This window comes from Vibrio aestuarianus (assembly GCF_012395185.1).
In the GTDB taxonomy this organism is placed as follows: domain Bacteria; phylum Pseudomonadota; class Gammaproteobacteria; order Enterobacterales; family Vibrionaceae; genus Vibrio; species Vibrio aestuarianus.
Genome location: NZ_JAAZTU010000008.1, coordinates 1 through 26,568 on the forward strand (window position 1 = coordinate 1; position 26,568 = coordinate 26,568).

Below are 26,568 nucleotides of genomic sequence, written 5' to 3' on the forward strand. Positions count from 1 at the left end.
AAGAATTTGCTTGGCGACCATAGCGTTGCGGACCCACCTGACTCCATGCCGAACTCAGAAGTGAAACGCAATAGCGCCGATGGTAGTGTGGGGCTTCCCCATGTGAGAGTAGGACATCGCCAGGCTTTGAATATTGTCTAACCAGACACGCAGCGGAGCGGTAGTTCAGTTGGTTAGAATACCGGCCTGTCACGCCGGGGGTCGCGGGTTCGAGTCCCGTCCGCTCCGCCACTTTATTAGAAACCTCAGCAGCAATGCTGGGGTTTTTTGCGTTTGGGGCATTAAACTATACTCGTCACTTATTTTCCTTCCACTAGTCTCTCCCATCTTTCCATACCTTTAGTGCTATCGTTGCAGATACCATCTCTCAGAAGTGACCACAAAGTTAATTCAGACTTAGTAAACAATTAGTCATCCTAGCTTGTTAAAACGCTCGATAACGATATTAGAATTGTTAATTGTAGAGTAACTACTTATCGAAAAATTCCGCCTTGCTATTAAGCATTTTTCCTACGCTATTTCTGATTACTTACTGTGATTAGTGCGATTTTAGCTTCACCTATCTGCACGTTAATATTGAGTTTATGTAGCCTGATTTCTTATATAGTTGCCGAATGATTGACTTTATGGTGGTATACGGTTTTAAAAAGCAAGTTGATACAGGTTGATATGACATCATCGAAAAGTGGGTTGAAAGTTGTCGCGACATTAGAGGCTTTCAAGGGGCTATGTTCTCTTTTGGTGGCTTTTGGTCTTCATACGCTGGCTGGCCGCAACTTACAACAAGTTGCTGAGTCCATTGTTAGTCATGCACATTTAAATCCTGCAAGTCATTTGCCTAGTGTTTTTATTCATGCGGCGAGTACATTCTCAGATAGTAGTGTGGGCTTAGCTGCGATAGGAGCTTTTGCTTACTCATTGATCCGCTTCGTTGAGGCGTATGGTTTGTGGAAAGGATTGGTTTGGGTTGAATGGTTTGCGTTGGTTAGCGGAGCAATCTATATACCGTTTGAAATATATGAAATAATTATCCATACCAGTATGTTAGGTATCAGTATTTTTATCTTAAATATCATTGTTGTTTGGTATATGGCGGGAATCCTTCTGAGTAAGCGCAAGGAGTTTACTTATTTAAACTAGTTAAACCAAACTTGGCTTATATCCATCTTCACAAAAGCTAAAAGAGTCAAACACAGCTAACCACATTTGACTCTTTGTTTTGCATACTAGTTGTCAGTTAACTAACGGCGGAATTGGCGTCCACGAGAAGAACGCTCTTTATGAGCCGATGCCGCTTTGGCTTGCGACTTCAAAATTGAATCAACAGTGAGTTCCATTGGCTCTTTTGGCTTAAGCCCATGTGCAAAGGTGCGAGCTCGAGGTGGTAAATCATACTCTTCGCTAGATGCACGAGGCATACGCTTAAAACGGTATAGGTAAAAATTCTCTAATTTTTCTCTTGCCCAATCTGTTTTATTTAAATACTTAACACTGCTCGCAACCGATGGGTTAGTGTGAAAACAGTTAAAACGCATCGCGGTATCTAGAATATCCCAACCGTAAAAATCGACTAGCTCTTGTATTAACGTTTCTAACTTAAGACCGTGTAATGGGTTGTTCTTTTGTAATTCAATTCTTTCTTCATCAGTCATCATAACGAGTTCCTAAGTATCTAACTAAGCAAAGCTGGCTGGATTTGCGTACAAATCTTCAATTACACCTTGATACGTTTATTAAGCCGTTGTATCAAGGTTTGAGGGCGGGCAATTCTAACAGAGTTAGCTTAGCATCCCTATTATTATCGTTATGAATAACTGCTTGCTTGAGACAACCTCGCCCACCATCTATCTTCCTGCTATGATAGTTTCACTTAACGATAAGGGAAACTCACTATGCCGCATTTTAGATTTCGAGCTGTTGAACCTCAAACTGTCCAAGCTTTATCAAAGCCCTTAATTGATGAGTTGGAGTCAGTGATGGGATCACCACGTGAAGATTTTACGTTTGAATATATTTACACCACGTTTTTTCATGAAGGTGAAGTGAGTCCAGCTTATCCTTTTGTTGAGGTATTTTGGTTTGAACGTGGCCAAGAGGTTAGAGATACGGTTGCTCAAGTGGTCACGAAACAAGTAAAAGAAATTGTTGGTGAAGACAATAATGTAGCGGTTATTTTTACGGCTTTGGAGCCGAGCGCTTACTACGACAATGCGAAACACTATTGAGAGAGAAATCTGAATGAATTCTGTTGTTGAAACTATTCTTTCTCATCGTTCTATTCGCTCATTTACCGAACAGCCGATTTCTCAAGAACAAATGGATGCGATTATTTCATCTGGCATTGCCGCGTCTTCATCGAGCTTGTTGCAAGTGAATTCTGTTATTCGAGTGACGGATAAGTCGAAGCGTGAGCAATTAGCTAAGCTGGCTGGTAATCAAGCCTATGTGGCTACCGCAGCAGAATTTTTAGTTTTTTGTATTGATTATCAACGTCACTATGCAATGAATCCGGAAGTTAAACCTGAGTTTATGGAGTTGACACTTATCGGAGCTGTTGATGCAGGGATCATGGCGCAAAATTGTTTACTCGCCGCAGAATCGATGGGGTTGGGTGGTGTTTATATTGGTGGATTAAGAAACTCACCTAAAGAAGTTGATGAGTTGTTAGAACTTCCTAAGTATTGTGCCGTTCTGTTTGGTATGTGCTTAGGTCATCCAGCTCAAGATCCTCAGCTAAAACCTCGCTTAAGTCCTACTGTGATTGTCCACCAAGATGGTTACCAAAAACTCGATCAGAATGCGATTAAACAATACGATCAAACCATGCTTGAGTATTATCAATCACGTGTAACCAATGCTAAGCAAGAAATGTGGTCACAACAAATCACGGCTAAATTATCTCAAGAGTCTCGCCCTTTTATGTTGGATTATTTAAAAAGCAAAGGACTGGCTAGTAAATAAAAAAAGCCCAATCGTTCGATTGGGCTTTTTTATCAGGCTAAACCTTGAATGATGACAAACTTTTCGAGTAGTTCACTCTCAGTTTCGATGTGCTTAGGATCGGTGATGATGCAGTTAGTGATAGGACATACAGATTGACAAGTTGGTTTGTCGTAATGTCCCTTACATTCTGTGCATAAATTTGGATCAATTTCGTAGATACTGCTACCCATTGAGATGGCACCATTCGGGCACTCAGGATCACACATATCACAATTAATGCATTTCTTTGTGATCAGTAATGCCATGTTACTTACCTACAGGGTTACGGGTATCCTGACCAGCATTTAAGTTACGCATTAACAAGCCAAAGTTTAAATCCAATTCTTCAGGAACAGGAATATAAACAAAGTGCCCATTTCCTTTTGCATCGTCTACGGTTTCACCTTTACGATTTTCCATTGCTTCTAACGTGAACACCACGTTACCTTTTGGTGTCATCAGCTCTAAACTATCGCCTAAGATAAACTTGTTCTTTACTTCAACTTCAGCCATTTCACCGCGGCGTTTGCCTGTAAATTCACCGACAAATTGCTGTGAATCAGATACGGAATAACCGTAATCGTAGTTTTGGTAAGTATCATGAGTATGACGACGTAGGAAGCCTTCGGTGTAACCACGGTGAGCTAGGCTTTCTAAAGTACCCATTAAATTTTCATCAAACGGCTTACCTGCAACCGCATCGTCAATGGCTTTGCGGTAAACTTGAGCAGTACGAGCACAGTAATAGAAGGACTTGGTACGACCTTCGATTTTGAGAGAGTGGACACCCATTTGAGTGAGGCGCTCTACGTGTTGTACCGCACGCAAATCTTTTGAGTTCATGATGTAAGTACCATGCTCATCTTCGAACGCAGCCATTTTTTCTTCTGGACGATGGCTTTCTGACAGCAATACCACATCATCAATCGGTTTACCTAAGCCAAGCGTATTATCAGGGCGCTCTTCTTGTACTTCGATTGTTTGAATCGCTGCTGGATCAAATTTTTCAACAATTTGGCCAGATTCATCTTCTTTAGCTGTCTCGACTTTATATTCCCAACGGCAAGCATTAGTGCAAGTGCCTTGGTTTGGATCGCGCTTATTGATATAACCAGACAATAGACAACGGCCTGAATACGCCATGCAAAGCGCGCCATGCACGAAAATCTCTAGCTCAGTATCAGGGCATTGTTGGCGAATTTCTTCAATTTCTTCTAGCGAAAGCTCACGGGAAAGAATGACACGTTCCACCCCTTGAGATGCCCAAAACTTAACGGTTGCCCAGTTAACAGCATTAGCCTGTACTGAAAGGTGAATCGGCATTTCTGGAAATGCTTCACGAACCATCATTATAAGACCAGGATCTGACATGATCAGTGCATCTGGACCCATATCGACAACCGGTTTTAGATCGCGAATGAACGTTTTTAGTTTCGAGTTATGAGGTTGGATATTACAAACCACATACAGTTTCTTGCCTAAAGCGTGTGCTTCATCGATACCAATTTGCAGATTTTCATGATTGAATTCGTTGTTACGTACACGAAGACTGTAGCGCGGCTGTCCAGCGTAAACCGCATCAGCACCATAGGCGAATGCATAACGCATATTTTTTAAACTGCCTGCTGGTGATAGTAGTTCAGGTACGAAAGGTTTATTTGTGCTCATTGCTATTCTCTAATTCTGATCTCAAGTCAGGCCAATACCACCTAATGGTATTGGAGGGGCGCAAATTTTACGCCAAAAAAAGAGATGTGCCTAGGGCGATAGTTAGGGATAGGAAAAAAAGCCTGATTTACTGTATGGATATCAGGCTTTAACTCTTTGATTCTTGCAAATGGATGAGGAAACTATGCCTCTGGGTGAGGTAAACCACCGAGAGCTTCAAACAGGTTAGGTAAGAAGGCTGATATTTCGCCACACATCAGAGAAAAGTCTGCATCAAAGCGTGCAGCAGGATCTTCGCGTGGAATGTCATCATTCTGATCTTTAAGATCATCACTAAATGCTAAACGTTTTATGCTGCAATCTTCAGCTAAAATGAAGCTGATGCGATCTTGCCAATTTAAAGAGAGTTTTGTGACGACTTTATTGGCTTCGATATGACTTAAAATCTCATCACTGGTCAATTCTTGCTTCTTACAACGAATAACAGCACCGTCTTCTAATAGCGATTTGAGTTCTGCTTCTTCAAGTAAAGTAAAGCCTTGAGGTAAATCACCACTTTTCACCCATGCCGTCAACGTGGTTTCAACCGCTTGTTCTGGAATCGCTGGTACAACGGGTAAGCTGCCCATGGTTTTACGCAGTAGTGCTAATACGTCTTCTGCTTTTTTATAGCTTGCTGCATCAACAAGAATAAGGCCTTGCTTTGGTAGGATCAGAACGAAAGTGAGATTACTACGGCTGAAAGCTCGTGGTAGAAGATCAATTACAATGTCTTCTTTTAGGTTGTCTTTTTCTTTCTTCTTGAGAGGACGACCTTCTTCAGCTTCTATCGCTTCTACTTTGGCATTTAAAGATTCTTTAATAACCGATGCAGGAAGCATTTTTTCTTCTTTTTTCGCGCAGATCAGAATACGGTCTTCAGAGACATGAGTCATCATGTCACCGTGTCTTCCCATCGCATGAACCCAGCCAAATTTCTGCTTATCTTGACTCCCGCATGGCGTAAAACGAAATTCAGCCAGTTGTTCTTCAAGTTTGTCAGCATTAAATTCAACATCGCGATTAACACGATAAACCATACAGTTTTTAAACCACATATTCTTTCTCTTACCTTATTAGAAGACGCAACATGATAGGGGATTTAAGTGTTAAAGTCTTAAACCAATTTCAAAATATAAACATGAACTTGATAAGAAAGTTATATGAAAAATTGTTTTCAAAGGTCACAAAAGTGTCATAATTGTTTCTCATAATGCATAGCGTTGATTACATAGAAAGGTTGTTCAATTATGTCTAGAAGGATTCTGGTTGTTGAAGACGAAGCCCCAATTCGTGAAATGCTATGCTTCGTACTTGAGCAAAAAGGTTACCAAGCGGTAGAGGCCGAAGATTACGATACCGCGGTAAACAAACTTGCTGAACCCTTCCCTGATCTCGTGTTATTAGATTGGATGTTGCCTGGTGGCAGTGGCATTAACTTTATCAAACACATGAAACGTGAAGAATTGACCCGCAATATTCCGGTGGTAATGCTCACTGCGCGTGGTGAAGAAGAAGATAAGGTACGTGGCCTCGAAGTTGGGGCTGATGACTATATAACAAAGCCTTTTTCTCCCAAAGAGCTGGTGGCTCGCCTTAAAGCCGTTATTCGTCGCGTTACTCCTACCGCTCTTGAAGATGTTATTGATGTACAAGGTCTAAAGTTAGACCCAGTCTCTCACCGCGTTACCGCCAACGAGCAGCCATTAGATATGGGGCCGACTGAATTCAAAATGCTCCACTTCTTCATGACGCACCAAGAGCGTGTATATAGCCGCGAACAACTACTGAATAATGTATGGGGCACTAATGTGTATGTGGAAGATCGTACGGTTGATGTTCATATCCGTCGCTTAAGAAAAGCTTTAGAGGAAGCGGGGCATGACAAGCTAATTCAAACCGTACGTGGTGCCGGCTATCGCTTCTCGATCAAAGCTTAAAGACGGAATTGAGGAACTGAATGGTTGAACGACTTACGTGGAAAAGGCTAGCTTGGGAGCTGGCTTTTTTTTACTCCCCTTGGATCGTGATCGGGTGGATCTTCGGCTACATGCCCTGGCTGCTGCTTGCGGCAACAGTGTTGCAATTGGTGTGGCATTTGCACAACCAAATGCGCCTTTCTGCCTGGTTGTGGGATGAAAAACGTTTAACACCGCCTTCTGGTTCTGGCAACTGGGAATCCTTGTTTAATGGGATTTATCGTCTTCAGCAGCGGCAGCGAAAAAAGCGCAAAGAGTTGACCAATTTAATCCGCCGTTTTCGTAATGGTGCAGAATCACTTCCTGATGCGGTGGTGGTATTTCGCGACGAAGGCAACATTGTTTGGTGTAACCGTCTTGCGCAGCATTTACTCGGTTTTCGCTGGCCAGATGACGCAGGACAACCTATCTCGAATTTGTTACGCGCTCCAGATTTTATCAAATATCTGCAAAAAAATGATTTCAGCGAGCCACTTGAAATGCGCTCACCGCTCAATGTAGAACGTATGCTTGAACTGCGTATTGTGCCGTATACAGACGGTGAGCATTTGATGGTAGTGCGTGATGTAACTCAGTTAAAACAGCTTGAAGGTATGCGCCGTAACTTTTTTGCTAACGTCTCTCATGAGCTTCGAACACCGATGACTGTACTACAAGGTTATCTTGAGATGACCGAAGATCCTGACATGCTTGTGGGGCCGATGTGGCCAAAAGCGCATGGAGTCATGACAGAGCAGCTGAACCGAATGAACAGTTTAGTTAATCAGCTCTTAACGCTCTCCAAAATTGAAGCAGCGCCAATGCATGAATTGGAAGATGTAGTTAATGTACCAGCCATGCTCGAAATTCTTGAAAAAGAAGCACTGAGTCTGAGTGGAGATCATCATCACAAACTGTATTTTAGTGTCGATAAGCAGTTAAAGGTGCTAGCGGATGAAGATCAACTACGTAGTGCGATTTCAAATCTTGTCTATAACGCGGTGAAATATACCCCGCCCGGTGCGGAAATTAATGTGCGTTGGTATCAAAATACGCAAGGTGCTTGTCTTGAGGTTACTGATAAGGGCGATGGTATTGAACCGCAACATTTACATCGTTTAACCGAACGTTTTTACCGGGTGGATAAAGCACGCTCTCGTGATACAGGCGGCAGTGGTCTAGGTTTAGCGATTGTAAAACATGCACTTTCTCACCACGATTCACATTTAGAGATACGCAGTGAAGTTGGCGTCGGTAGTCAGTTTTCATTTGTACTGCCAAAGCGTTTGGTTGTGAGATCATGATGAAAAAGGTATTGAAACCATTCGTGATATTTTCTTGTTTGATGTTTTCGCATCTTGTTACTGCGTCTCTACCTGATTATAAAAAAACGTCGGGTGTGGCGGGGAGTTTGTTGTCGGTTGGTTCAGATACGCTCGCGGGGATGACTACCTTGTGGGTGGAAGAGTTTAAAAACGTTTATCCGAATATTGATGCGCAAGTCCAAGCTTCTGGTTCATCAACCGCGCCACCGGCATTAACGGAGGGAACGGCACAATTTGGACCGATGAGCCGCCCGATGCGTAGCCGAGAAATTGAAGCTTTTGAGCGGATGCATGGCTATAAGCCTACGGCTCTGCGAGTGGCGATTGACGCTATTGGTATTTTTGTTCACAAAGATAACCCTGTTCAAGGGTTGAACTTTGTGCAGCTCGACAGCGTTTTCTCATCCACATTGCGTTGTGGGGCTAATCAGCCGATCAATACTTGGTCTGAGCTAGGTGTGGATTACGCTTGGGCCAAACGGGGTATTCAGCTGTTTGGTCGTAATTCTGTATCAGGAACTTATGGTTACTTTAAATTGAATGCGCTGTGTGGTGGTGATTTCAAAAAAAACGTCAATGAGCAGCCAGGTTCAGCTTCGGTAGTGCAGTCGGTTGCTTCATCAATCAATACCATTGGTTATTCCGGTGTTGGCTATCAAGTTTCCGGTGTTAAGTTAATTCCAATAGCTAAGCAAGGCCGTGAGTATGTTGAAGCTAGTCAAGAGAACATTTTGTCGGGGAAATATCCGTTATCTCGTTATCTTTACGTCTATGTGAATAAACACCCAACACGAGACTTTTCACCTATTCAGCGCGAGTTTATCCGCTTTATTTTTTCTCGTCAGGGACAAGCGTTAGTTGAAAAGGATGGGTATGTTCCCATTAGTGCTGAATTTGCAAAACAAGAGCTCGCTAAGGTCGGTATTGAATAGCGAACATTAATACTCGCTTTGTTTAATACCGACTGATCTATCTTGGGAGTGATTCTATTGAACTCATAGGTACAATTTAGAACTCTACTACTTGAATTCAACCAATTATCTGTTTTTTCTTTGATGTGGCATCTTTGTTTCAAGGGAGCAAGCCTAATATAGTTGTTTTCTTTTCAGTTATTTATTGCGAGCTGTAATATAATTGTCATGCAAATTACATATTGTATGCTTAGAAAAGTATAGGTAGAGACAGCGATGGCACCAGCCGAATTTTCATTGAAGGAACGAGACCAAAAACGACTGATTAAAGATCGTTTGTTTCGACTTGCAGTGAACATCGGCGGCATTAGTGTATTAGGCGCGCTAGTGCTGATTTTTGTCTATCTGGCTATGGTGGTTTTCCCGTTGTTTGGTAGCCCAAAAATTGAGAGTAATGTTGCACAATCTGCTGTGACGGCTGTTGATCCTCAGTTATTGTCGATTGATGAGTATGGTGAAAATGCCTTTATTTTTGACCATGATGGGCGAATGACGTTTTGGTCTCTCGATTCGAGTGATAACCGCGCTAAGTGGTCGCAGAGATTAGCGATTAAACCCGCTCTATTTTCTTCATCAACGGTTAATGATGGTTGGTTTGCAGTCGCTGATGCTAGCAATCGGGTTGTGGTAGTCCGTCCTCAATTTAACTCCCTACCAAGTAAGCAAGGCCGGCAGTTGACTCCTGATGTGGAATACTTGCCTTTGCCTGCCGAGCTGCTTCTCGCGAGTGACGATCAAGTCCTTGAGCGGTTTACGTTTGCCGTCGGAAGTGATGATGTATTTTTTGCTGCGTATACTGATACTGGACAAGTCACCATTCAATGGGGGGCAAGGCATTCAGCTCAGCTTTGGCAGCGTTTTACGTTCCCGGCTCAGTTTTCTGAGGTTGATCAGATGCTCTTTACGCCGGATGGAAAAACGCTTTATCTGCGTATGGGGTCAGACCTAGTAGTGGTGACTCAGTCCGAGGGGAGTTATTCCGTACGAGAGATTGTCGATTTAAGTCAAGGCAATGAACAACATCAGGTTGTTCAACTAAACTTACTCTCAGGAGCCTATTCTCTTTTGGCTACTCACCATGATGGCCGAGTATCACAGTGGTTTGATGTGTTACAAAATGGTGAGCGTAAGTTAACCCATATTAGGGAGTTTAAACTGGCTCCTCAGGTGCAATTTTTATTACCAGATAGTTATCGTAAAGGTTTTTATAGTTTTTACCCCAATGGCACCGTACAAAGCCACTATACGACGAGCGAAAAATTGGTGCTATTTGAGCGCGTGTATAACAAAGCGCCCCAATTAGCGGCGATGTCGAATAACGAGCTGTATTTGGTTACATTGAATGACCAACAGCTAAATGTGGCAAAAATTGACAACGATTATCCAGAAATATCGTTTTCTTCGTTATGGCAAAAAGTCTGGTACGAGGGTTACCCACAACCTGAATACGTATGGCAATCGACATCAGCAAATGATGAGTTTGAGGCTAAGTTTAGCCTAGTGCCGATTGCTTTTGGCACACTTAAAGCCGCAGCATATGCGATGTTGTTTGCCGTTCCTATCGCGGTACTGGGCGCGATCTATACTGCCTATTTTATGGCACCAAAAATGCGCCGCGTCGTTAAACCATCAATTGAATTGATGGAAGCGTTGCCAACGGTGATTATTGGCTTTTTAGCGGGTCTTTGGTTTGCACCGCTTGTTGAGAGCCATTTAGCTGCGGTAGGGGCGTTAATGTTGGGTTTACCAATAGTTATGTTGCTCGTTGGTATCATCTGGTACTTGTTGCCCAAAAGGTGGATTCGTCATTTCGCCAATGGTTGGCATGCGCTGATTTTAATTCCGGTATTGGTGCTCAGTGCTGCACTTATTTTTTCTCACAGTAGTCAAATAGAAATGTGGTTGTTCGATGGCGACATTCGAATTTACTTAGCGCAACATGAAATAGACTTTGATCAACGTAATGCTTTGGTTGTCGGATTCGCTATGGGCTTTGCGGTTATTCCTACGATTTTCACCATTGCAGAAGACGCTATTTTTTCTGTTCCCAAACATCTTTCTGATGGTTCATTGGCGTTAGGGGCGACCTCTTGGCAGACTTTAATCCATGTGGTGTTGCTAACGGCCAGCCCTGGCATTTTTTCTGCGATTATGATGGGACTAGGGCGTGCCGTGGGTGAAACGATGATTGTCTTAATGGCAACAGGAAATACGCCAATTTTAGACTGGAATATCTTGGAAGGAATGAGAACACTTTCAGCAACGATAGCGGTTGAATTGCCAGAATCTGAAGTGGGTAATAGTCACTATCGCTTACTATTTTTGGCAGCCTTATTATTATTTATCTTCACCTTTTTTGTGAATTCAGTAGCTGAATGGGTTAGACAGCGGTTGCGAGAAAAATATCGTGCCTTGTAATCAATTAGGAATAACAATCCCGAATGTTTAAGTGGATTAAATCAGGAGCACCTTGGATATGGTTAACGGGCGGAGCTGTCAGTCTCAGCCTGATTTCTGTTTTAGGGTTACTACTATTGATTGGTTGGAAAGGGTTGACCTATTTCTGGCCTACACCGCTTTATCAGTGGCAAACCAGTGACGGTAAGAAACTTGTTGGGCAACTCTATTCTCAAGAACAGGTGCCGTTGACTCACCTGCGAGAGGTCAACATTGATTGGCCGCCAGAGGCATTAGTGTCTGGTGAGGTTAATCGTCTTAGTATTAAAGTGGCAAACCGAGAGTTAACTCATGCTGATTTTGTCTCTATTTTGGATGTCAAATTATCGAATAAGCAAAAGCCAAGCGGCTGGGCTGTGATCGAGCGTGTGCGTGATGGCCAGTTTTACGGCAAGCCGATCGCCTATTTGCAAGCGAATGGCCAAGAAAGTTTAGATGCTCAAGCGCAGCTCGAGCAAGGAATGCATGATGCGTCTTTGTTGCGAGAAAAAATCGATAATGTGATTACCGAGGAAATCCGTGTCATTGGTAATGCTGCTGAAAAATTGCGTTTAGAGAAGCGTCGTAAAGAGTTGAATGGGCAGTTAGATGAAACTTATCTTGCGCAATATAGGCAAAGAAAAGAGGATTTAGATAGCCAGTTGGTGCTCTCTGAGCAAAAGCTTGATGCATTGCGTGCTCAATTAAATCAACAATCATTGATTGTCGAAGATATGACCGGTAGCCGAGTCTATATTCCGTTGAGTCAGATCCTCGATATTTGGTATCCCAACGACATGGACTTGGGGCAAAAAGTCACTCAATGGGGAAAACAAGTTTGGGTATTTTTATCGCAAAGTCCGCGTGAATCTAACTCGGAAGGTGGTGTATTTCCTGCCATATTTGGTACGGTGTTTTTAGTGTTGATTATGTCAATCATTGTGATGCCACTCGGAGTGGTGGCTGCCATTTATCTGCATGAATACGCCAAAGATAATGCGTTCACTCGAGTTATTCGAGTAGCTGTCATAAACTTGGCAGGGGTTCCGTCGATTGTATATGGGGTGTTTGGTCTTGGTTTTTTTGTCTACACGATAGGTTCATCGATTGATGCACTGTTTTATGCCGAGCGTCTGCCCGCCCCAACTTTTGGCACACCAGGTTTATTGTGGTCGGCGTTAACCTTAGCCGTACTGACTTTACCGGTCGTGATAGTGACCACTGAAGAAGGTTTAACAAGGATCCCGAGTTCTGTAAGGCATGGTTCCTTAGCTTTGGGTGCAACACAATTTGAAACCATTTGGCGGATTGTTTTACCGATGGCAAGTCCAGCCATTATTACCGGCTTAATCCTTGCTATTGCAAGGGCTGCGGGTGAAGTGGCTCCATTGATGTTGGTTGGTGTGGTTAAATTGGCCTCCAGCTTACCCGTTGATGGCGAATTTCCATTTGTTCATCTAGAACGCAAGTTCATGCATTTAGGCTTTCATATTTATGATGTCGGTTTTCAAACTACCAATATTGAGACTGCGCGGCCATTGGTTTACGCGACCTCCTTTTTACTCGTCACTGTTATTGTCGCGTTGAATTTAACTGCCATTAGTATTCGCAATAATTTGCGTGAGAAATACCGAACGTTGGGGCAAGATTAAGCATGTTTTCCACCAATCAAACTTTGGGTTATCACGCCCCGTTAGATGTAAACAATTTGAGCGATAAGCAAACCGCGATAGCGATAGAAGGGCTCAACCTGTTTTACAAACAAACTCAAGCGTTGAGCAATATTTCAATGCGAATTCCTAAGGGGCAGGTGACTGCTTTCATTGGACCTTCTGGCTGTGGAAAGTCGACACTATTGCGTTGCATTAATCGTATGAACGATTTAGTCGAAGGGTGCCGAGTTGAAGGGCAAGTCAAGCTGCATGGTAAAAATGTGTATCATCCAGAAGTGGATGTGGCAACTTTACGTCGTCGTGTTGGGATGGTGTTCCAAAGACCTAACCCATTTCCTAAATCGATTTATGAAAATGTGGTTTATGGATTGCGCCTGCAAGGGGTTAAAAATAGCCGAACCTTAGACGACGCGGTTGAACGAGCCTTACGTTCAGCTGCGTTATGGGATGAAGTAAAACATCGATTGCATGAAAATGCCTTTGGGTTATCGGGTGGACAGCAGCAGCGTTTGGTCATTGCACGAGCGATAGCTATTGAACCAGAAGTGCTATTATTAGATGAACCAACATCGGCACTTGATCCTATCTCAACCTTGACTATCGAAGAGCTGATTAACGATCTGAAAACCAAATACACGGTCGTCATTGTTACCCACAACATGCAACAAGCGGCAAGGGTGAGCGATCATACGGCTTTTATCCATATGGGAAAATTGATTGAGTATGCGGATACGGACTCGATTTTTACATCACCATTGAAAAAACAGACCGAAGACTATATTACTGGTAGGTATGGTTAATATTTTAATCAATAACGTATTTTAAAAGGAAGCATAATGCAGCTAGGTCGCCACATTTCAGGAAAATTTAATGTTGAACTTGAGTCAATCCGTACTCATGTTTTAACCATGGGCGGGCTGGTGGAGCAACAACTTTCTTTTGCGATGCAGGCATTACATAAAGATGATGCTGACCTAGCTCGCAAGGTGGTTCGGGATGATCATAAAGTCAATGCATTAGAAGTTTCTATCGATGAAGCCTGCACGCGGATTATAGCTAAACGTCAACCGACAGCGAAAGATTTACGTTTAATTATGGCGATCATCAAAACCATTACTGATCTTGAGCGAATTGGTGATGTTGCGACTAAAATCGCCTACGTTGCGATTGAAAGCCCTTCAGTAAAAGAGAGCAAATTTCACGTTTCCCTGGAACCTTTATGTCGTCAAGCTATCGCGATGTTACATCAAGTGTTAGATGCATTTGCTCGAATGGATATTGAGTCAGCGGCAGAAGTGTACAAACTGGATGATAAATTAGACGCTGAATATGAAGCGGTCATTCGACAATTGATGACCTACATGATGGAAGACCCGAAAAATATCCCACATATTTTGCAAGTGATGTGGTCGGCTCGCGCTATTGAGCGGGTTGGAGACCGTTGTCAAAATATCTGCGAATACATTATTTACTTTGTGAAAGGTAAAGATGTGCGGCATTTAGACAAGCAATCTATTGATGACTTACTTAAACCTTAAAAGGTGAAGACTTTTCCTTCACCTTTTATGCAAGACTTTACTCTGTTGCTAGTTGCTAGTTGCTAGTTGCTAGTTGCTAGTTGCTAATTGCTAACTGAGCTGACGTACGACTTCTTGGAGTAACTCTACATCGGTGACTGGAATCAAGGTCTCATCGATAGAATCGTGTCCCATTTTTATCGCATTGGCGATCATGTCCATTTTACTGGCTCGGGTTGATTTACTCGATAGGTGAATTTCAGTAATGCCTGTTTCTTTGATCACCTCGCCAATATTACTCGCATTTAGCCCTGCGCCCGCCATGATAGAAAAGCGATCACCTGCAAGCTTCACCATTTCTGCAATTACAGATCTTCCACTATAAGCATTGGGTGCTAAACCTGAAGTAAGTATTCGCTCACATCCGAGAGAAGCAACATCTTCAATTGCTTGTTTATAGCTATGGCATTGGTCAATAGCGCGGTGAAAAGTACTACCTAAACCTTGCGCTGCTTTCATCATTTGTTGGCTAGCGTCAATATTAATGGTTCGATTTGGGTTCAAAATTCCAAAGACAATACCATTCAACCCTGCTTGTTTCGCCATTTCAATATCGATTAACATTGAGTCGATATCGTCTTGATCGTAAAGGAAATCACCTTGGCGTGGGCGGATCATCGCATAAACGGGAATAGTTGAAATCTCAGCGGCCTTTTTCATCAAACCAAAACTCGGTGTTAAGCCGCCTAAGGCCAGTGATGAACAGAGCTCAATACGGGTTGCACCACCTGCAATGGCATTGTGCAGTGATTCAATATTATCAATGCAGACTTCAATTTGAGTATTCATAGCAAAGCTCTATTTGTAAAATTTATCCAATATTAGCAAGTAATTATACTGGAGTCTGTGTGAGGCAAGTGGGAAATAGGGGTAAAGTTTGCCAAGTAAACATACCTCATTTGTATAACAGTTTCTGCGCAGCATAATTTGACACATAACAAAAAGCCCAAAGCAGTGCTTTGGGCTTGGATAAGGACTTTACTTCTTAACTGATTGGCGATGCGTTTTACGCTTTATTATATGTCCAACCATTGACCCGAGTTGAGCGCGGGCTAAGGAGTAATTATTTCTTGCCTAGGTCGTCTGAGTGCTCAGATAGGAATGCTGCAACACCTTTTGGAGATGCATCCATACCTGCTTTACCTTCTTCCCATTGTGCTGGGCACACTTCACCGTTCTTTTGGTGGAAGTTTAGTGCGTCAACCATACGTAGCATTTCGTCGATATTACGGCCTAGTGGTAGGTCATTAACAACTTGGTGGCGTACTAGGCCATCTTCGTCGATTAGGAAAGAACCACGGAAAGCAACGCCTGCTTCTGGGTGCTCTACATCGTATGCTTTACAAACTTCATGCTTAACGTCAGCAACTAGAGGGTATTTAACTTGACCAATACCGCCATTCTCAACAGCAGTGTTACGCCATGCGTTGTGAGAGAACTGAGAATCGATAGAAACGCCGATTACTTCAACGCCTTTAGCTTGGAAGTCTTCGAAACGCTTGTCAAAAGCGATTAGCTCTGATGGGCAAACGAAAGTGAAGTCTAGTGGGTAGAAGAAAACTACCGCTTTCTTACCTTTAGTAAATTCTGCGAAGTTGAAGCTATCAACGATTTCACCGTTACCAAGAACAGCTGCTGCAGTAAAATCAGGGGCTTTACGACCAACTAGTACCATTTTTTTGCTCCTAAGAATTATGTTTAGTTCCGAACCGATAAGTTTGTTTCGGTTCAGTCCGTGTTTGAACGAGACAAACTATAGTACAGATTGTAGTATTGAAAAAAGCGAAATAAATAGATTAAGTTAATCGAAAAAAGCGATAAGCCTAGAATCGTTATCTATTAGACAGTAATGATATAAGATACTAATAAAATTATGAATAAATGGCCGAGTTTAAAGCAATTACATTATTTAGTGACACTTCATGAAACCCGACACTTTAGTGATGCGGCTGATAGATGCTTTGTTAGCCAATCGACCCTTAGCAAAGGTATTCAAAACTTAGAAGAGTTAATTGGTTGTCCTTTATATGAAAAGAAAGACAAAAAAAGCCCTTTAGTATTTACTCATGCGGGTGAATTGGTGGTGAGTCAAGGGCGTGAGTTATTGGCAAAAGGCCAGGACTTGGTTGAGCTTGGTAAACTATGCCAAGGTGATGATATGCAAGGACAGCTTAAGTTGGGGTGTATTCCGACGATTGCTCCTTTTTTATTGTGCGATTTAGTGCAAGAGATAAACACGCATTTTCCAAAACTCAACTTATTGTTGCGAGAAGATACCACGGCTAATTTATTAACCGCATTGCGCCATGGTGAATTGGATGTGCTAATTTTGGCGCTGCCGATTGAGATAGGCAACATGGCCAGTCGAGTCGTTGGCAAAGATCCGTTTCGAATGGTTATCAGTCGTCATCAGGCTGACCGTATTCGGGTACCTATCAAATACGATGATCTACCTGATGAGTCAGTATTTTTACTTGAGAATGAACACTGTCTTACTGAACACGCCGTTTCAGCTTGTAAGCTAACAGACAAAGAGAAAATTAATCCTTTTACTGCGACCAGCTTGCATACCTTGGTACAGATGGTCGCCAATGGCTTAGGCACTACCTTTATTCCGCAAATGGCCATCGACCATGGGTTGTTAGACAACCAAAACTTAGTGGTCGTTGATCCTCCTGGCCAGCAGGCATACCGTGAAATTGGCTTAGTATGGCGGCCAAGTTCATCTCGAACTACGACTTTTAATCAATTAGCGGATGTGGTTTCAGCTCTGCTCTAGCACTTAGTCTTAGCTCATGAAATGCGATAAATGACTTTAAGCTCACTGTTTTTAGTGGGCTTTTTAGTTTTTTATTCTGTTGGTGTTTTTTGACTTGTAAAATTTTACAAGTAATTCTTGTTGAAGATTTCATAAATTAAGAAAACTTCACAACCTCAATTTCACAGCTTTTGTCCGACGTGTTGTTTAAATAAACGTCGAGTTAGGTTCTCCACTATTAATTAACACAATTGCTTATCCGCTTATCATTAATTCGAACGCCTGTTTAAAACGAATTCCATTTAAAAATTATCTTGTAATTAAATAACGTAATTAATTACAAAAACGCAGCCAAAATCAATCAGTTGTTTCAAACGGAATAAAACTTCAAATTTAACCATTTGTTAACTTTTGATCTTTTACTCTAATTGCTGTTGGTGTAAGGTTTATTAAGGCTTTGTAAGACTTATGTCTAGTTTGGTTAGCCTTGAAATGTAACGTCATCTAAGACAAGGTATAAACAAAGAAAAGTTAAAGATGAACCCAAGAAAGCATTTGAATTTGTGGTTTTAAAGTTACAAATGTGGTCGACTAATTTTTAAGGAAGAAAGTTATGCTTGCACAGACCCCAGAGACAGATTTAGCACAGAATGAAGAACACAATAGCGAAGCCAAGATTGAGCTTCGTGGTTCAATTGATCCACAACATCAAGCCATTTTCCCTGTTGAAGCCCAAACCTTCTTATCGAGCTTGTGTGCTAAATTTGCCGGCCGAGTTGATGAACTGCTTGCCACTCGAGAAGAGCGACAGGCTCAGATCGACGCTGGTGTGCTTCCTGACTTCCTAAAAGATACCCAAGATATTCGAGAGGGAAGCTGGAAAATTCTGGGGATCCCACAAGACTTACAAGATCGCCGTGTTGAAATCACCGGACCTACAGACCGCAAAATGGTGATTAACGCACTGAACGCTAATGTCAAAGTTTTCATGGCTGATTTTGAAGACTCAATGTCACCGGCATGGGGGAAAGTATTGGATGGGCAAGTTAACCTTCGCGATGCGGTGAACGGAACTATTAGTTATACCAACCCCGACAATGGCAAGTGTTATCAGTTAGCAGAAAATCCAGCAGTACTGATTTGTCGTGTTAGAGGTTTGCACCTCAAAGAAAAACATGTTCAGTTTGAGGGACAGAGTATCCCGGGTTCACTGTTTGATTTTGCTCTGTATTTTTACAATAATTACAAAACGTTATTGAAAAAAGGCAGTGGTCCATATTTTTATTTGCCTAAATTACAAGCGTATCAAGAAGCGAAGTGGTGGAGTGATGTTTTCCACTTTACGGAAGAGTATTTCGGTCTAGAAACGGGAACCATAAAAGCCACGGTATTGATTGAAACTCTGCCTGCTGTATTTGAAATGGATGAAATATTGTTCTCTCTCAAAGAGCATATTGTTGGTTTGAACTGCGGACGTTGGGATTACATCTTTAGCTACATTAAAACATTGAAAAACCACCCTGACCGAGTGTTGCCTGATCGCCAAGTGGTGACAATGGAAAAACCATTCCTCAATGCTTATTCAAGATTGCTGGTTTACACCTGCCATAAACGTGGCGCGTTCGCGATGGGAGGTATGGCTGCCTTTATTCCGGCCAAAGATCCACAAGTTAATCAGCAAGTCCTAGATAAAATTCATCACGACAAATTACTAGAAGCAAACAATGGTCATGACGGTACATGGGTGGCTCATCCAGGGCTTGCGGATACGGCAAAAGCGGTTTTCGACCAAGTGCTTGGCGAACGCAGTAATCAACTTGATGTGACGCGACTTTCTGATTCGCCTATCCACGCTCATGATCTTCTCGAGCCTTGTGAAGGGGAGCGTACAGAGCAAGGTATGAGACACAATATTCGTGTTGCGCTGCAATATATTGAAGCTTGGATCTCCGGTAACGGCTGTGTGCCAATTTACGGATTGATGGAAGATGCCGCTACGGCAGAGATCTCGCGAGCATCTATATGGCAGTGGATTAAGCACGGCAAAACGCTAGATAACGGTCAAGTCGTCACTAAGGAGCTGTTTGAGCTGTATCTCGAACAAGAAATTGAGGTTGTTAAGTATGAGATTGGTGTTGAACGTTTTGCAGCAGGTCGATTTACCGAAGCCGCTCAACTCATGTCGCGTTTGACGACGAGTGATGAGCTAACCAACTTTCTCACCGTTCCAGGTTATGACTACTTGGATTGATGAGACTTAAAACAATAAAAGCCTAATACATTAATAAACAAAACAATACACCAATAACGTGAACAGTTTTCAAAAGCAGATCAGGATGTACTGCTGAGAAAAGGATGACAATGCGCTTGCGCATCAAATAAGAGGGATAGAACATGACATTAACTCGCCGCCAACAAATTGAAGCTCTTGAAAAAGATTGGGCAACCAATCCGCGCTGGAAAAATGTAAAGCGTACTTATACTGCTGCTGAAGTGGTCGACCTACGTGGGTCTATTACACCGGCTAACACTATTGCCCAGCGTGGTGCTGATAAATTGTGGTCACTGGTCAACGGTAGCGCTAAAAAAGGTTATGTTAACTGTTTAGGTGCACTAACGGGTGGTCAAGCTGTACAGCAAGCGAAAGCGGGTATCGAAGCCATTTATCTTTCAGGTTGGCAAGTTGCTGCGGATAATAATACCGCTTCAACCATGTACCCTGATCAATCACTTTACCCCGTTGACTCTGTGCCATCAGTGGTAAAACGCATCAATAATTCATTTCGTCGCGCAGACCAAATTCAATGGGCTGGTGGTAAATCACCTGAAGATGAAGGTGGTATCGATTACTTCCTACCGATTGTTGCCGATGCGGAAGCGGGTTTTGGCGGTGTATTGAATGCTTATGAATTGATGAAATCGATGATTGAAGCGGGCGCTGCGGGTGTCCATTTTGAAGACCAACTCGCCTCGGTTAAAAAATGTGGTCATATGGGCGGTAAAGTTCTAGTGCCGACCCAAGAAGCGGTGCAAAAACTGGTGGCAGCACGATTGGCCGCTGACGTGTCGGGTACTACAACGCTAGTGATTGCACGTACTGATGCAAACGCCGCTGATTTGCTGACTTCTGATTGTGACCCTTATGATCGTGATTTCATTCAAGGTGAGCGCACTCAAGAAGGTTTCTACCGAGTGAAAGCCGGGATCGACCAAGCAATCTCGCGCGGTTTGGCTTATGCGCCTTACGCTGATTTAGTTTGGTGTGAAACAGCGAAACCAGATTTGGAAGAAGCTCGTCAATTTGCAGAAGCAATTCTTGCTGAATACCCAGACCAATTGCTTGCGTATAACTGCTCGCCTTCGTTTAACTGGGAGAAAAACCTAGATGCCGAGACGATCGCTCGTTTCCAACAAGAACTGTCAGATATGGGTTACAAGTACCAATTCATCACTTTAGCGGGCATTCACAACATGTGGTACAACATGTTTGAGTTAGCACATGCTTACGCGCAAGGTGAAGGTATGCGTCACTATGTTGAAAAAGTTCAGCGTCCTGAATTTGAAGCGGCCTCTAAAGGTTACACTTTCGTTGCACACCAACAAGAAGTGGGTACAGGATACTTCGACCGCATGACAAACACCATTCAAGGTGGCAATTCTTCAGTGACCGCATTGACAGGTTCAACAGAAGAAGAGCAATTTTAAGTCAACCACTCCAAAGCCCAAGAATTGGAGTCTTTCCCTTATCGCCAGTCGGGGAAACCAGTAGAACAATAATCTGTGCAACACGTTTGAGCGGCGAAAGCCGCTCTTTTTTCTTTTTAGATCTTATTTTTTCGCGCTTACAAATCATTATCCACGTCTATCTCTTCGGGTTCACTTTCTTCTTGAAGCTCTAAGAGTGTTACTGCAACACCAATAAAATCCGTGTCGGTGATGATGCCGACCAACTGTCCTTTATCAACCACTGGTAAGCAACCGACTTTATGCTTTTGCATATAGATAGCGCTTTCCTTTAGCCCCGCTTGTGGGTCAACGGACATAATTTCAGTATTCATCACTTCATATAATGGAGTGCTGAACGTATAAGATTGATCACTTGGTATTTTCTGTAGGCTAGATTCTTGGGCAGCAAGAATGTCACGGTGGGTGACAATCCCAAGTAGCTTCTTATGGGCATCGACTATAGGCACATGGCGAATGTCCAATGCTTCCATGGTGTGTTTAGCATCGGCAAGAGTGTGAGAGCGCAACAAAGTATGGGGGTTGCGAGTCATCATGTCTTCGATTTTGATCATAACCAACTCCTTCTTATTATTTGTCTCCTTCAACTATAGGTTTTTTTGGGCAAAATGTTTGAGAGTTGAATCTGTTTTTACTTTGATGAGTGGTTAAAAGTAACCCACCATTTTCATTTTTAATTACATTAAATTTGTATCTTGATCTGACGGTGGAACAACTTTCCGTATATACTAGCGCGCTTAAAAAATTACGTTGTCCACCCAAAAGCGAACAAGACTAGAACTATGCAAGTTTCCGATTTTCACTTTGAACTTCCAGATGAGCTTATCGCTCGTTACCCAAAAGCGGAGCGTACAGCCAGCCGACTACTTCAGTTAGACGGCAACAGTGGTGAGCTTATCGACGGCTCATTTAAAGACGTTGTTGACCGAGTTCAAGCTGGTGATCTGTTGGTGTTCAATAACACACGAGTGATTCCTGCTCGTATGTTTGGCCGTAAAGCTTCTGGCGGTAAATTAGAAGTACTCGTTGAACGTATGTTAGATGAACATACCATTTTGGCGCATGTTCGCTCATCTAAACCGCCAAAACCAGGTAGTGAGCTCTATTTGGGTGAGAATGATGAATACCATGCACAAATGGTTGCTCGTCATGATGCTTTATTTGAAATTCGTTTTACTGCACAAACGGCAGTGCTCGACATTTTAAATCAGATTGGTCACATGCCATTACCACCGTATATTGACCGACCAGACGAAGATACCGATAAAGAACGCTATCAAACGGTATATAACCAGAAGCCTGGCGCTGTGGCAGCCCCGACCGCGGGATTACACTTTGATGAAGCGTTACTGGAACAAATTAAGGCCAAAGGTGTCGAATTTGCTTACGTCACCTTGCATGTCGGCGCTGGAACATTCCAACCAGTGCGAGTAGATAACATTAACGATCACCACATGCATGCGGAATACGTTGAAGTTCCTCAAGAGGTTGTTGATGCAATTGCAGCAACGAAAGCACGCGGTGGTCGCGTGATTGCGGTTGGTACGACATCAGTTCGTTCATTAGAAAGTGCTGCGCAAGATGCTTTGAAAAATGGTACCGAATTAGTGCCATTTTTTGGTGATACTGAAATATTCATCTTCCCAGGATATGAATACCAGTTGGTCGACTGCTTAATCACTAACTTCCACTTGCCAGAATCGACACTGATTATGTTAGTAAGTGCCTTTGCCAGCTACGAATATACTATGGCGGCTTATGCACATGCTGTGAAGAATGAATATCGCTTCTTTAGCTACGGTGATGCGATGTTTATTACCAAGAAAACCAATTAACGAGTGCTAGCAGTAGGCTAGGGAAAGAAGTGTAACTTCATTCTTCGCAAGGAATTGGCGACCGCTCTCGTAGGGTGCTTGCACCCAGTAATGAAACGTCAGACTGTTTCTCTGACATTTGGAGGCTTCGTGAAATTAAAATACGAACTTAAAAAGAAAAATGGTAATGCCCGTCGTGGTCAATTAACGTTTGAACGCGGTACAGTACAAACTCCAGCATTTATGCCTGTTGGTACATACGGCACCGTAAAAGGTATGACACCTGAAGAAGTGAAAGAGACTGGCGCAGAAATCCTGCTAGGTAACACTTTCCATCTGTGGTTACGCCCAGGTCAAGAAGTGATGAAAATGCATGGTGACTTGCATGACTTTATGAATTGGCAAGGTCCAATTTTAACCGATTCAGGCGGCTTCCAAGTATTCAGCCTAGGTGATATTCGTAAAATCACTGAAGAAGGTGTGCATTTCCGTAGCCCGGTCAATGGCGATAAAATTTTCATGGACGCTGAAAAGTCGATGGAAATTCAAAAAGATCTCGGTTCTGATATCGTGATGATCTTCGATGAGTGTACGCCATACCCAGCGACACATGACGAAGCGAAAAAATCGATGGAAATGTCACTGCGTTGGGCTCAACGTTCACGAGACCATTTCGACAAGTTAGAAAACACTAACTCTCTATTTGGTATTGTCCAAGGTGGTGTTTACGAAGACTTGCGCGATGTTTCTGTGAAAGGACTGACTGATATCGGTTTTGACGGTTATGCCGTGGGTGGTTTAGCGGTTGGTGAGCCTAAAGAAGACATGCACCGTGTGCTAGAACATACTTGTCCACAATTGCCAGAAGATAAGCCACGTTACCTAATGGGCGTTGGCAAACCTGAAGACTTAGTGGAAGGCGTACGTCGTGGTATTGATATGTTTGACTGCGTTATGCCTACGCGAAATGCACGTAATGGCCACCTATTTGTAACTGGCGGTGTGATCAAGATCCGTAATGCAGTACATAAAACTGATACAAGCGCTCTTGATCCGCATTGTGACTGTTACACTTGCAAAAATTATTCGAAATCATATTTGCACCATCTAGATCGTTGTAACGAAATTCTTGGTGCGCGCTTAAATACGATTCATAACTTACGTTATTACCAACGCTTGATGGCAAGTATTCGTTTAGCCATTGAAGAAGATCGCTTCGATGCGTTTGTGGAAGAGTTTTACGCTCGCCGCAACCGTGACGTTCCGCCTCTTGGTCAGTAATAGCTAAATCAACATTACCAGGCTGTATTATTTATGATTTGTGAAGTTGTAAACTTGAAATCGAGATGATGCAGCCCAATAGATTCAACATCAACAATAATTTAGAGGACGTTTCTCAATGAGTTTAATTTCTGTAGCACACGCAGCAGGTGAAGGTGCACCACAAGGTGGCGGTTTTGAAATGCTAATCATGCTTGGCATGTTCGCGGTTATCTTTTACTTCATGATCTACCGCCCACAAGCAAAGCGTGTAAAAGAGCACAAAAGCTTAATGGCTGCGATGGGTAAAGGCGATGAAGTGCTAACTAGCGGTGGTCTAGTTGGTAAAATCACTAAAATCGCAGAAGATAGCGACTACATCACTATCGAGCTAAACGCGAACAATGAAATTGTGATCAAAAAAGATTTCGTTACTGCAGTGTTACCAAAAGGTACGCTTAAGTCTCTATAAAACAGCTAGAGGATCCTCGCTGTGCTAAACCGTTATCCGTTATGGAAGTATTTATTGGTAGTGTTTGCCATTGCCATTTCCGCTTTATATGCACTTCCAAATATCTACGGTGAAGATCCGGCTATTCAAGTTACAGGGGCGCGTGGCGCCTCTGTAGATATGTCAACGCTGGATGCTGTCACCAATGCTCTTGATAAAGAGAGCCTTTCTCATAAATCCATTGCTTTAGAAAATGGATCAATTCTTGTTCGATTTAACGATACTGATACACAAATTAGTGCTCGTGACATCATTAGTGAAGCGTTAGGCAAAGATACTATCGTTGCACTGAACCTTGCTCCTTCTACACCTAGTTGGCTGGAATCTATTGGTGCTGCACCAATGAAGCTTGGTCTTGACTTGCGTGGTGGTGTTCACTTCTTAATGGAAGTGGATATGGATGCGGCAATGGAAAAATTGTCAGGACAACAAGAAGAAGCTTTTCGTAGTGAACTTCGTGATGAAAAAATTCGTTACCGCGCTATTCGTACAGTAGGTAACGATACCGTTGAGGTAACTCTGCGTGATGCAGAGCAACTTGAACAATCGAAAGCGACACTGGCTTCAAAACACCCTGACATGACGTTTGCTGAGTCTGATGCTAACGGACGATTTATCTTAACCGCTAAATTTACCGAGCAACGTTTACAAGAAATTCGTAATTATGCCGTTGAGCAGAACATTACGATTTTACGTAATCGTGTGAATGAACTTGGGGTCGCTGAGCCTTTGGTTCAACGCCAAGGTGCAAGCCGCATTGTGGTTGAACTTCCTGGTGTTCAAGACACAGCTCGTGCTAAAGAAATTTTAGGGGCAACAGCAACCCTTGAGTTCCGCGAAGTTGATGACAAAGCGGATTTAGCGGCAGCTGCTTCAGGTCGTGTTCCTGCAGGTAGCGAAATTAAGTTCGACCGTAATCAGCGCCCTGTGGTGTTGAAAAAGCGTGTGATTCTAGGTGGTGCGAGCATTACTGATGCAAGCTCAAGCACCGATGAATACGGACGCCCGCAAGTTAACATCTCACTAGATAGTGAAGGTGGTAATAAAATGTCAGCGTTCTCTAAAAAGAACATTGGCAAGTTGATGGCAACCGTTTTTGCAGAATACAAAGACAGTGGTCGTAAGACTCCGGAAGGCAAAGTGATCCTTGCTAAGCAAGAAGAAGTGATCAACCAAGCGACGATTCAGTCAGCGCTAGGTCGTAACTTCCGTATTACTGGCATTGATTCTGTGGCTGAAGCGCACAACTTAGCATTATTGTTGCGAGCGGGGGCACTGATTGCACCGATCTCTATTGTTGAAGAGCGTACGATTGGTCCATCAATGGGGCAACAAAATATCGACATGGGTGTGCAAGCGTGTATCTGGGGCATGGTGGCGGTTATGCTGTTTACGCTGCTTTACTACCGTGGATTTGGTCTTATTGCCAACATCGCGCTGATGGCTAACCTAGTACTGATTATCGGTGTAATGTCGATGATTCCTGGGGCCACTATGACGCTACCAGGTATCGCAGGTATTGTATTAACAGTGGGTATGGCGGTTGATGCGAACGTACTGATCTTTGAGCGTATTCGCGAAGAGCTTCGAGAAGGGCGCAACCCGCAGCAAGCTATCCACCAAGGTTATGCGAATGCATTCAGTACCATTGCCGATGCTAACATTACTACGCTGATTACAGCGATCATCTTGTTCGCTGTGGGCACGGGGGCCATTAAAGGCTTCGCCGTCACACTTTCTATCGGTATTTTAACTTCTATGTTCACCGCTATTATTGGGACTCGCTGTATTGTGAACCTGTTATACGGTGGTAAACGTATCAAAAAACTGTCGATCTAAGGCTAGGAATTAT

At 43.0% G+C, this 26,568-nt stretch carries 24 protein-coding genes, 1 tRNA gene and 1 rRNA gene; 19 read left to right on the top strand and 7 right to left on the bottom strand.

The genetic code is table 11. From position 1 onward, the window contains the following. The first annotated feature begins 9 nt into the window (after positions 1–9). The 3 genes from rrf to HGG78_RS05095 all read left to right on the top strand — a co-directional run bounded on the left by rrf (position 10) and on the right by HGG78_RS05095 (position 1,140). Positions 10–125, top strand: a 5S ribosomal RNA gene (rrf, locus tag HGG78_RS05085). Positions 126–154: 29 nt separating this feature from the next. Continuing rightward, positions 155–231 (top strand) — tRNA-Asp (locus HGG78_RS05090). Positions 232–669: 438 nt separating this feature from the next. Then, complete coding sequence (locus HGG78_RS05095; RefSeq protein WP_053310435.1) at positions 670–1,140, top strand: DUF2127 domain-containing protein; 471 nt, start codon at positions 670–672, stop codon at positions 1,138–1,140. Between the two features lie 101 nt (positions 1,141–1,241). On the opposite strand, the gene HGG78_RS05100 is transcribed toward HGG78_RS05095, so the two are convergent. Then, positions 1,242–1,655: a VF530 family protein gene (locus HGG78_RS05100; RefSeq protein WP_053310434.1), complete on the bottom strand. Its 414-nt coding sequence runs from the start codon at positions 1,653–1,655 to the stop codon at positions 1,242–1,244. Positions 1,656–1,892: 237 nt separating this feature from the next. On the opposite strand from HGG78_RS05100, the gene HGG78_RS05105 reads away from it, so the two are divergent. Next, positions 1,893–2,225 carry a DUF1904 domain-containing protein gene (locus HGG78_RS05105; RefSeq protein ID WP_053310433.1) on the top strand — a complete coding sequence of 111 codons (333 nt, stop codon included), beginning with the start codon at positions 1,893–1,895 and terminating at the stop codon, positions 2,223–2,225. A 13-nt stretch (positions 2,226–2,238) separates the two neighbouring features. Beyond that, complete coding sequence (nfsA, locus tag HGG78_RS05110; protein ID WP_171980378.1) at positions 2,239–2,961, top strand: oxygen-insensitive NADPH nitroreductase; 723 nt, start codon at positions 2,239–2,241, stop codon at positions 2,959–2,961. Positions 2,962–2,993: 32 nt separating this feature from the next. Here the strand turns inward: nfsA and HGG78_RS05115 are convergent, their stop codons facing one another. The 3 genes from HGG78_RS05115 to rdgC form a co-directional block, all read right to left on the bottom strand. Then, entirely contained in the window at positions 2,994–3,248 is a 255-nt protein-coding gene (locus HGG78_RS05115) for a YfhL family 4Fe-4S dicluster ferredoxin (protein ID WP_171980377.1), read from the bottom strand. Between the two features lies 1 nt (position 3,249). Further along, complete coding sequence (trhP, locus tag HGG78_RS05120; protein WP_171980376.1) at positions 3,250–4,650, bottom strand: prephenate-dependent tRNA uridine(34) hydroxylase TrhP; 1,401 nt, start codon at positions 4,648–4,650, stop codon at positions 3,250–3,252. Between the two features lie 182 nt (positions 4,651–4,832). Continuing rightward, a complete protein-coding gene (gene rdgC / locus HGG78_RS05125; RefSeq protein ID WP_053310429.1) occupies positions 4,833–5,747 on the bottom strand; it encodes a recombination-associated protein RdgC in 915 nt (304 codons plus the stop codon). 192 nt (positions 5,748–5,939) lie between these two features. Between rdgC and phoB the strand changes: the two genes are divergently transcribed. From phoB to phoU, 7 genes are all read left to right on the top strand, one after another. Then, positions 5,940–6,629 (top strand): phosphate regulon transcriptional regulator PhoB, encoded by a 690-nt coding sequence (phoB, locus tag HGG78_RS05130; RefSeq protein WP_053310428.1) that lies wholly within the window; start codon positions 5,940–5,942, stop codon positions 6,627–6,629. A gap of 20 nt (positions 6,630–6,649) precedes the next feature. Continuing rightward, positions 6,650–7,951, top strand: coding sequence for a phosphate regulon sensor histidine kinase PhoR (gene phoR / locus HGG78_RS05135; RefSeq protein WP_053310427.1), 1,302 nt, complete (start codon positions 6,650–6,652; stop codon positions 7,949–7,951). A 41-nt stretch (positions 7,952–7,992) separates the two neighbouring features. Next, complete coding sequence (locus HGG78_RS05140; RefSeq protein WP_241772860.1) at positions 7,993–8,904, top strand: PstS family phosphate ABC transporter substrate-binding protein; 912 nt, start codon at positions 7,993–7,995, stop codon at positions 8,902–8,904. A gap of 255 nt (positions 8,905–9,159) precedes the next feature. Continuing rightward, entirely contained in the window at positions 9,160–11,361 is a 2,202-nt protein-coding gene (locus HGG78_RS05145; protein WP_172532253.1) for an ABC transporter permease subunit, read from the top strand. 23 nt (positions 11,362–11,384) lie between these two features. Further along, positions 11,385–13,031: a phosphate ABC transporter permease PstA gene (gene pstA, locus HGG78_RS05150; protein WP_172532254.1), complete on the top strand. Its 1,647-nt coding sequence runs from the start codon at positions 11,385–11,387 to the stop codon at positions 13,029–13,031. A 2-nt stretch (positions 13,032–13,033) separates the two neighbouring features. Further along, positions 13,034–13,852 (top strand): phosphate ABC transporter ATP-binding protein PstB, encoded by an 819-nt coding sequence (gene pstB / locus HGG78_RS05155; protein ID WP_172532255.1) that lies wholly within the window; start codon positions 13,034–13,036, stop codon positions 13,850–13,852. A 36-nt stretch (positions 13,853–13,888) separates the two neighbouring features. Beyond that, positions 13,889–14,590, top strand: a complete 702-nt coding sequence (gene phoU, locus HGG78_RS05160) for a phosphate signaling complex protein PhoU (protein ID WP_168523110.1) — start codon at positions 13,889–13,891, stop codon at positions 14,588–14,590. A 90-nt stretch (positions 14,591–14,680) separates the two neighbouring features. Here phoU and HGG78_RS05165 read toward each other — a convergent pair whose 3' ends face one another. Together HGG78_RS05165 and HGG78_RS05170 are read right to left on the bottom strand one after the other, a co-directional pair. Then, on the bottom strand, positions 14,681–15,418 hold the full coding sequence (locus HGG78_RS05165) for a copper homeostasis protein CutC (protein WP_053310421.1): 738 nt from the start codon (positions 15,416–15,418) through the stop codon (positions 14,681–14,683). Positions 15,419–15,692: 274 nt separating this feature from the next. After that, a complete protein-coding gene (locus tag HGG78_RS05170) occupies positions 15,693–16,304 on the bottom strand; it encodes a peroxiredoxin C (protein WP_053310420.1) in 612 nt (203 codons plus the stop codon). Between the two features lie 198 nt (positions 16,305–16,502). Between HGG78_RS05170 and HGG78_RS05175 the strand changes: the two genes are divergently transcribed. The 3 genes from HGG78_RS05175 to aceA all read left to right on the top strand — a co-directional run bounded on the left by HGG78_RS05175 (position 16,503) and on the right by aceA (position 21,092). Continuing rightward, the gene (locus HGG78_RS05175; RefSeq protein ID WP_053310419.1) at positions 16,503–17,408 is read left to right on the top strand and encodes a hydrogen peroxide-inducible genes activator; all 906 of its coding nucleotides are present in this window, start codon (positions 16,503–16,505) and stop codon (positions 17,406–17,408) included. A gap of 592 nt (positions 17,409–18,000) precedes the next feature. Continuing rightward, positions 18,001–19,638, top strand: a complete 1,638-nt coding sequence (gene aceB / locus HGG78_RS05180; protein ID WP_172532256.1) for a malate synthase A — start codon at positions 18,001–18,003, stop codon at positions 19,636–19,638. A 143-nt stretch (positions 19,639–19,781) separates the two neighbouring features. Beyond that, on the top strand, positions 19,782–21,092 hold the full coding sequence (gene aceA, locus HGG78_RS05185; RefSeq protein WP_053310417.1) for an isocitrate lyase: 1,311 nt from the start codon (positions 19,782–19,784) through the stop codon (positions 21,090–21,092). A gap of 137 nt (positions 21,093–21,229) precedes the next feature. Here the strand turns inward: aceA and HGG78_RS05190 are convergent, their stop codons facing one another. After that, the gene (locus tag HGG78_RS05190) at positions 21,230–21,685 is read right to left on the bottom strand and encodes a CBS domain-containing protein (protein WP_172532257.1); all 456 of its coding nucleotides are present in this window, start codon (positions 21,683–21,685) and stop codon (positions 21,230–21,232) included. Positions 21,686–21,913: 228 nt separating this feature from the next. On the opposite strand from HGG78_RS05190, the gene queA reads away from it, so the two are divergent. From queA to secD, 4 genes are all read left to right on the top strand, one after another. Continuing rightward, the gene (queA, locus tag HGG78_RS05195) at positions 21,914–22,966 is read left to right on the top strand and encodes a tRNA preQ1(34) S-adenosylmethionine ribosyltransferase-isomerase QueA (RefSeq protein ID WP_172532258.1); all 1,053 of its coding nucleotides are present in this window, start codon (positions 21,914–21,916) and stop codon (positions 22,964–22,966) included. Positions 22,967–23,095: 129 nt separating this feature from the next. Beyond that, positions 23,096–24,226 carry a tRNA guanosine(34) transglycosylase Tgt gene (gene tgt / locus HGG78_RS05200; protein WP_053310414.1) on the top strand — a complete coding sequence of 377 codons (1,131 nt, stop codon included), beginning with the start codon at positions 23,096–23,098 and terminating at the stop codon, positions 24,224–24,226. A gap of 118 nt (positions 24,227–24,344) precedes the next feature. Continuing rightward, positions 24,345–24,677: a preprotein translocase subunit YajC gene (gene yajC, locus HGG78_RS05205; RefSeq protein WP_053310413.1), complete on the top strand. Its 333-nt coding sequence runs from the start codon at positions 24,345–24,347 to the stop codon at positions 24,675–24,677. 21 nt (positions 24,678–24,698) lie between these two features. Continuing rightward, a complete protein-coding gene (gene secD, locus HGG78_RS05210; RefSeq protein WP_172532259.1) occupies positions 24,699–26,555 on the top strand; it encodes a protein translocase subunit SecD in 1,857 nt (618 codons plus the stop codon). Positions 26,556–26,568: the final 13 nt, after the last annotated feature.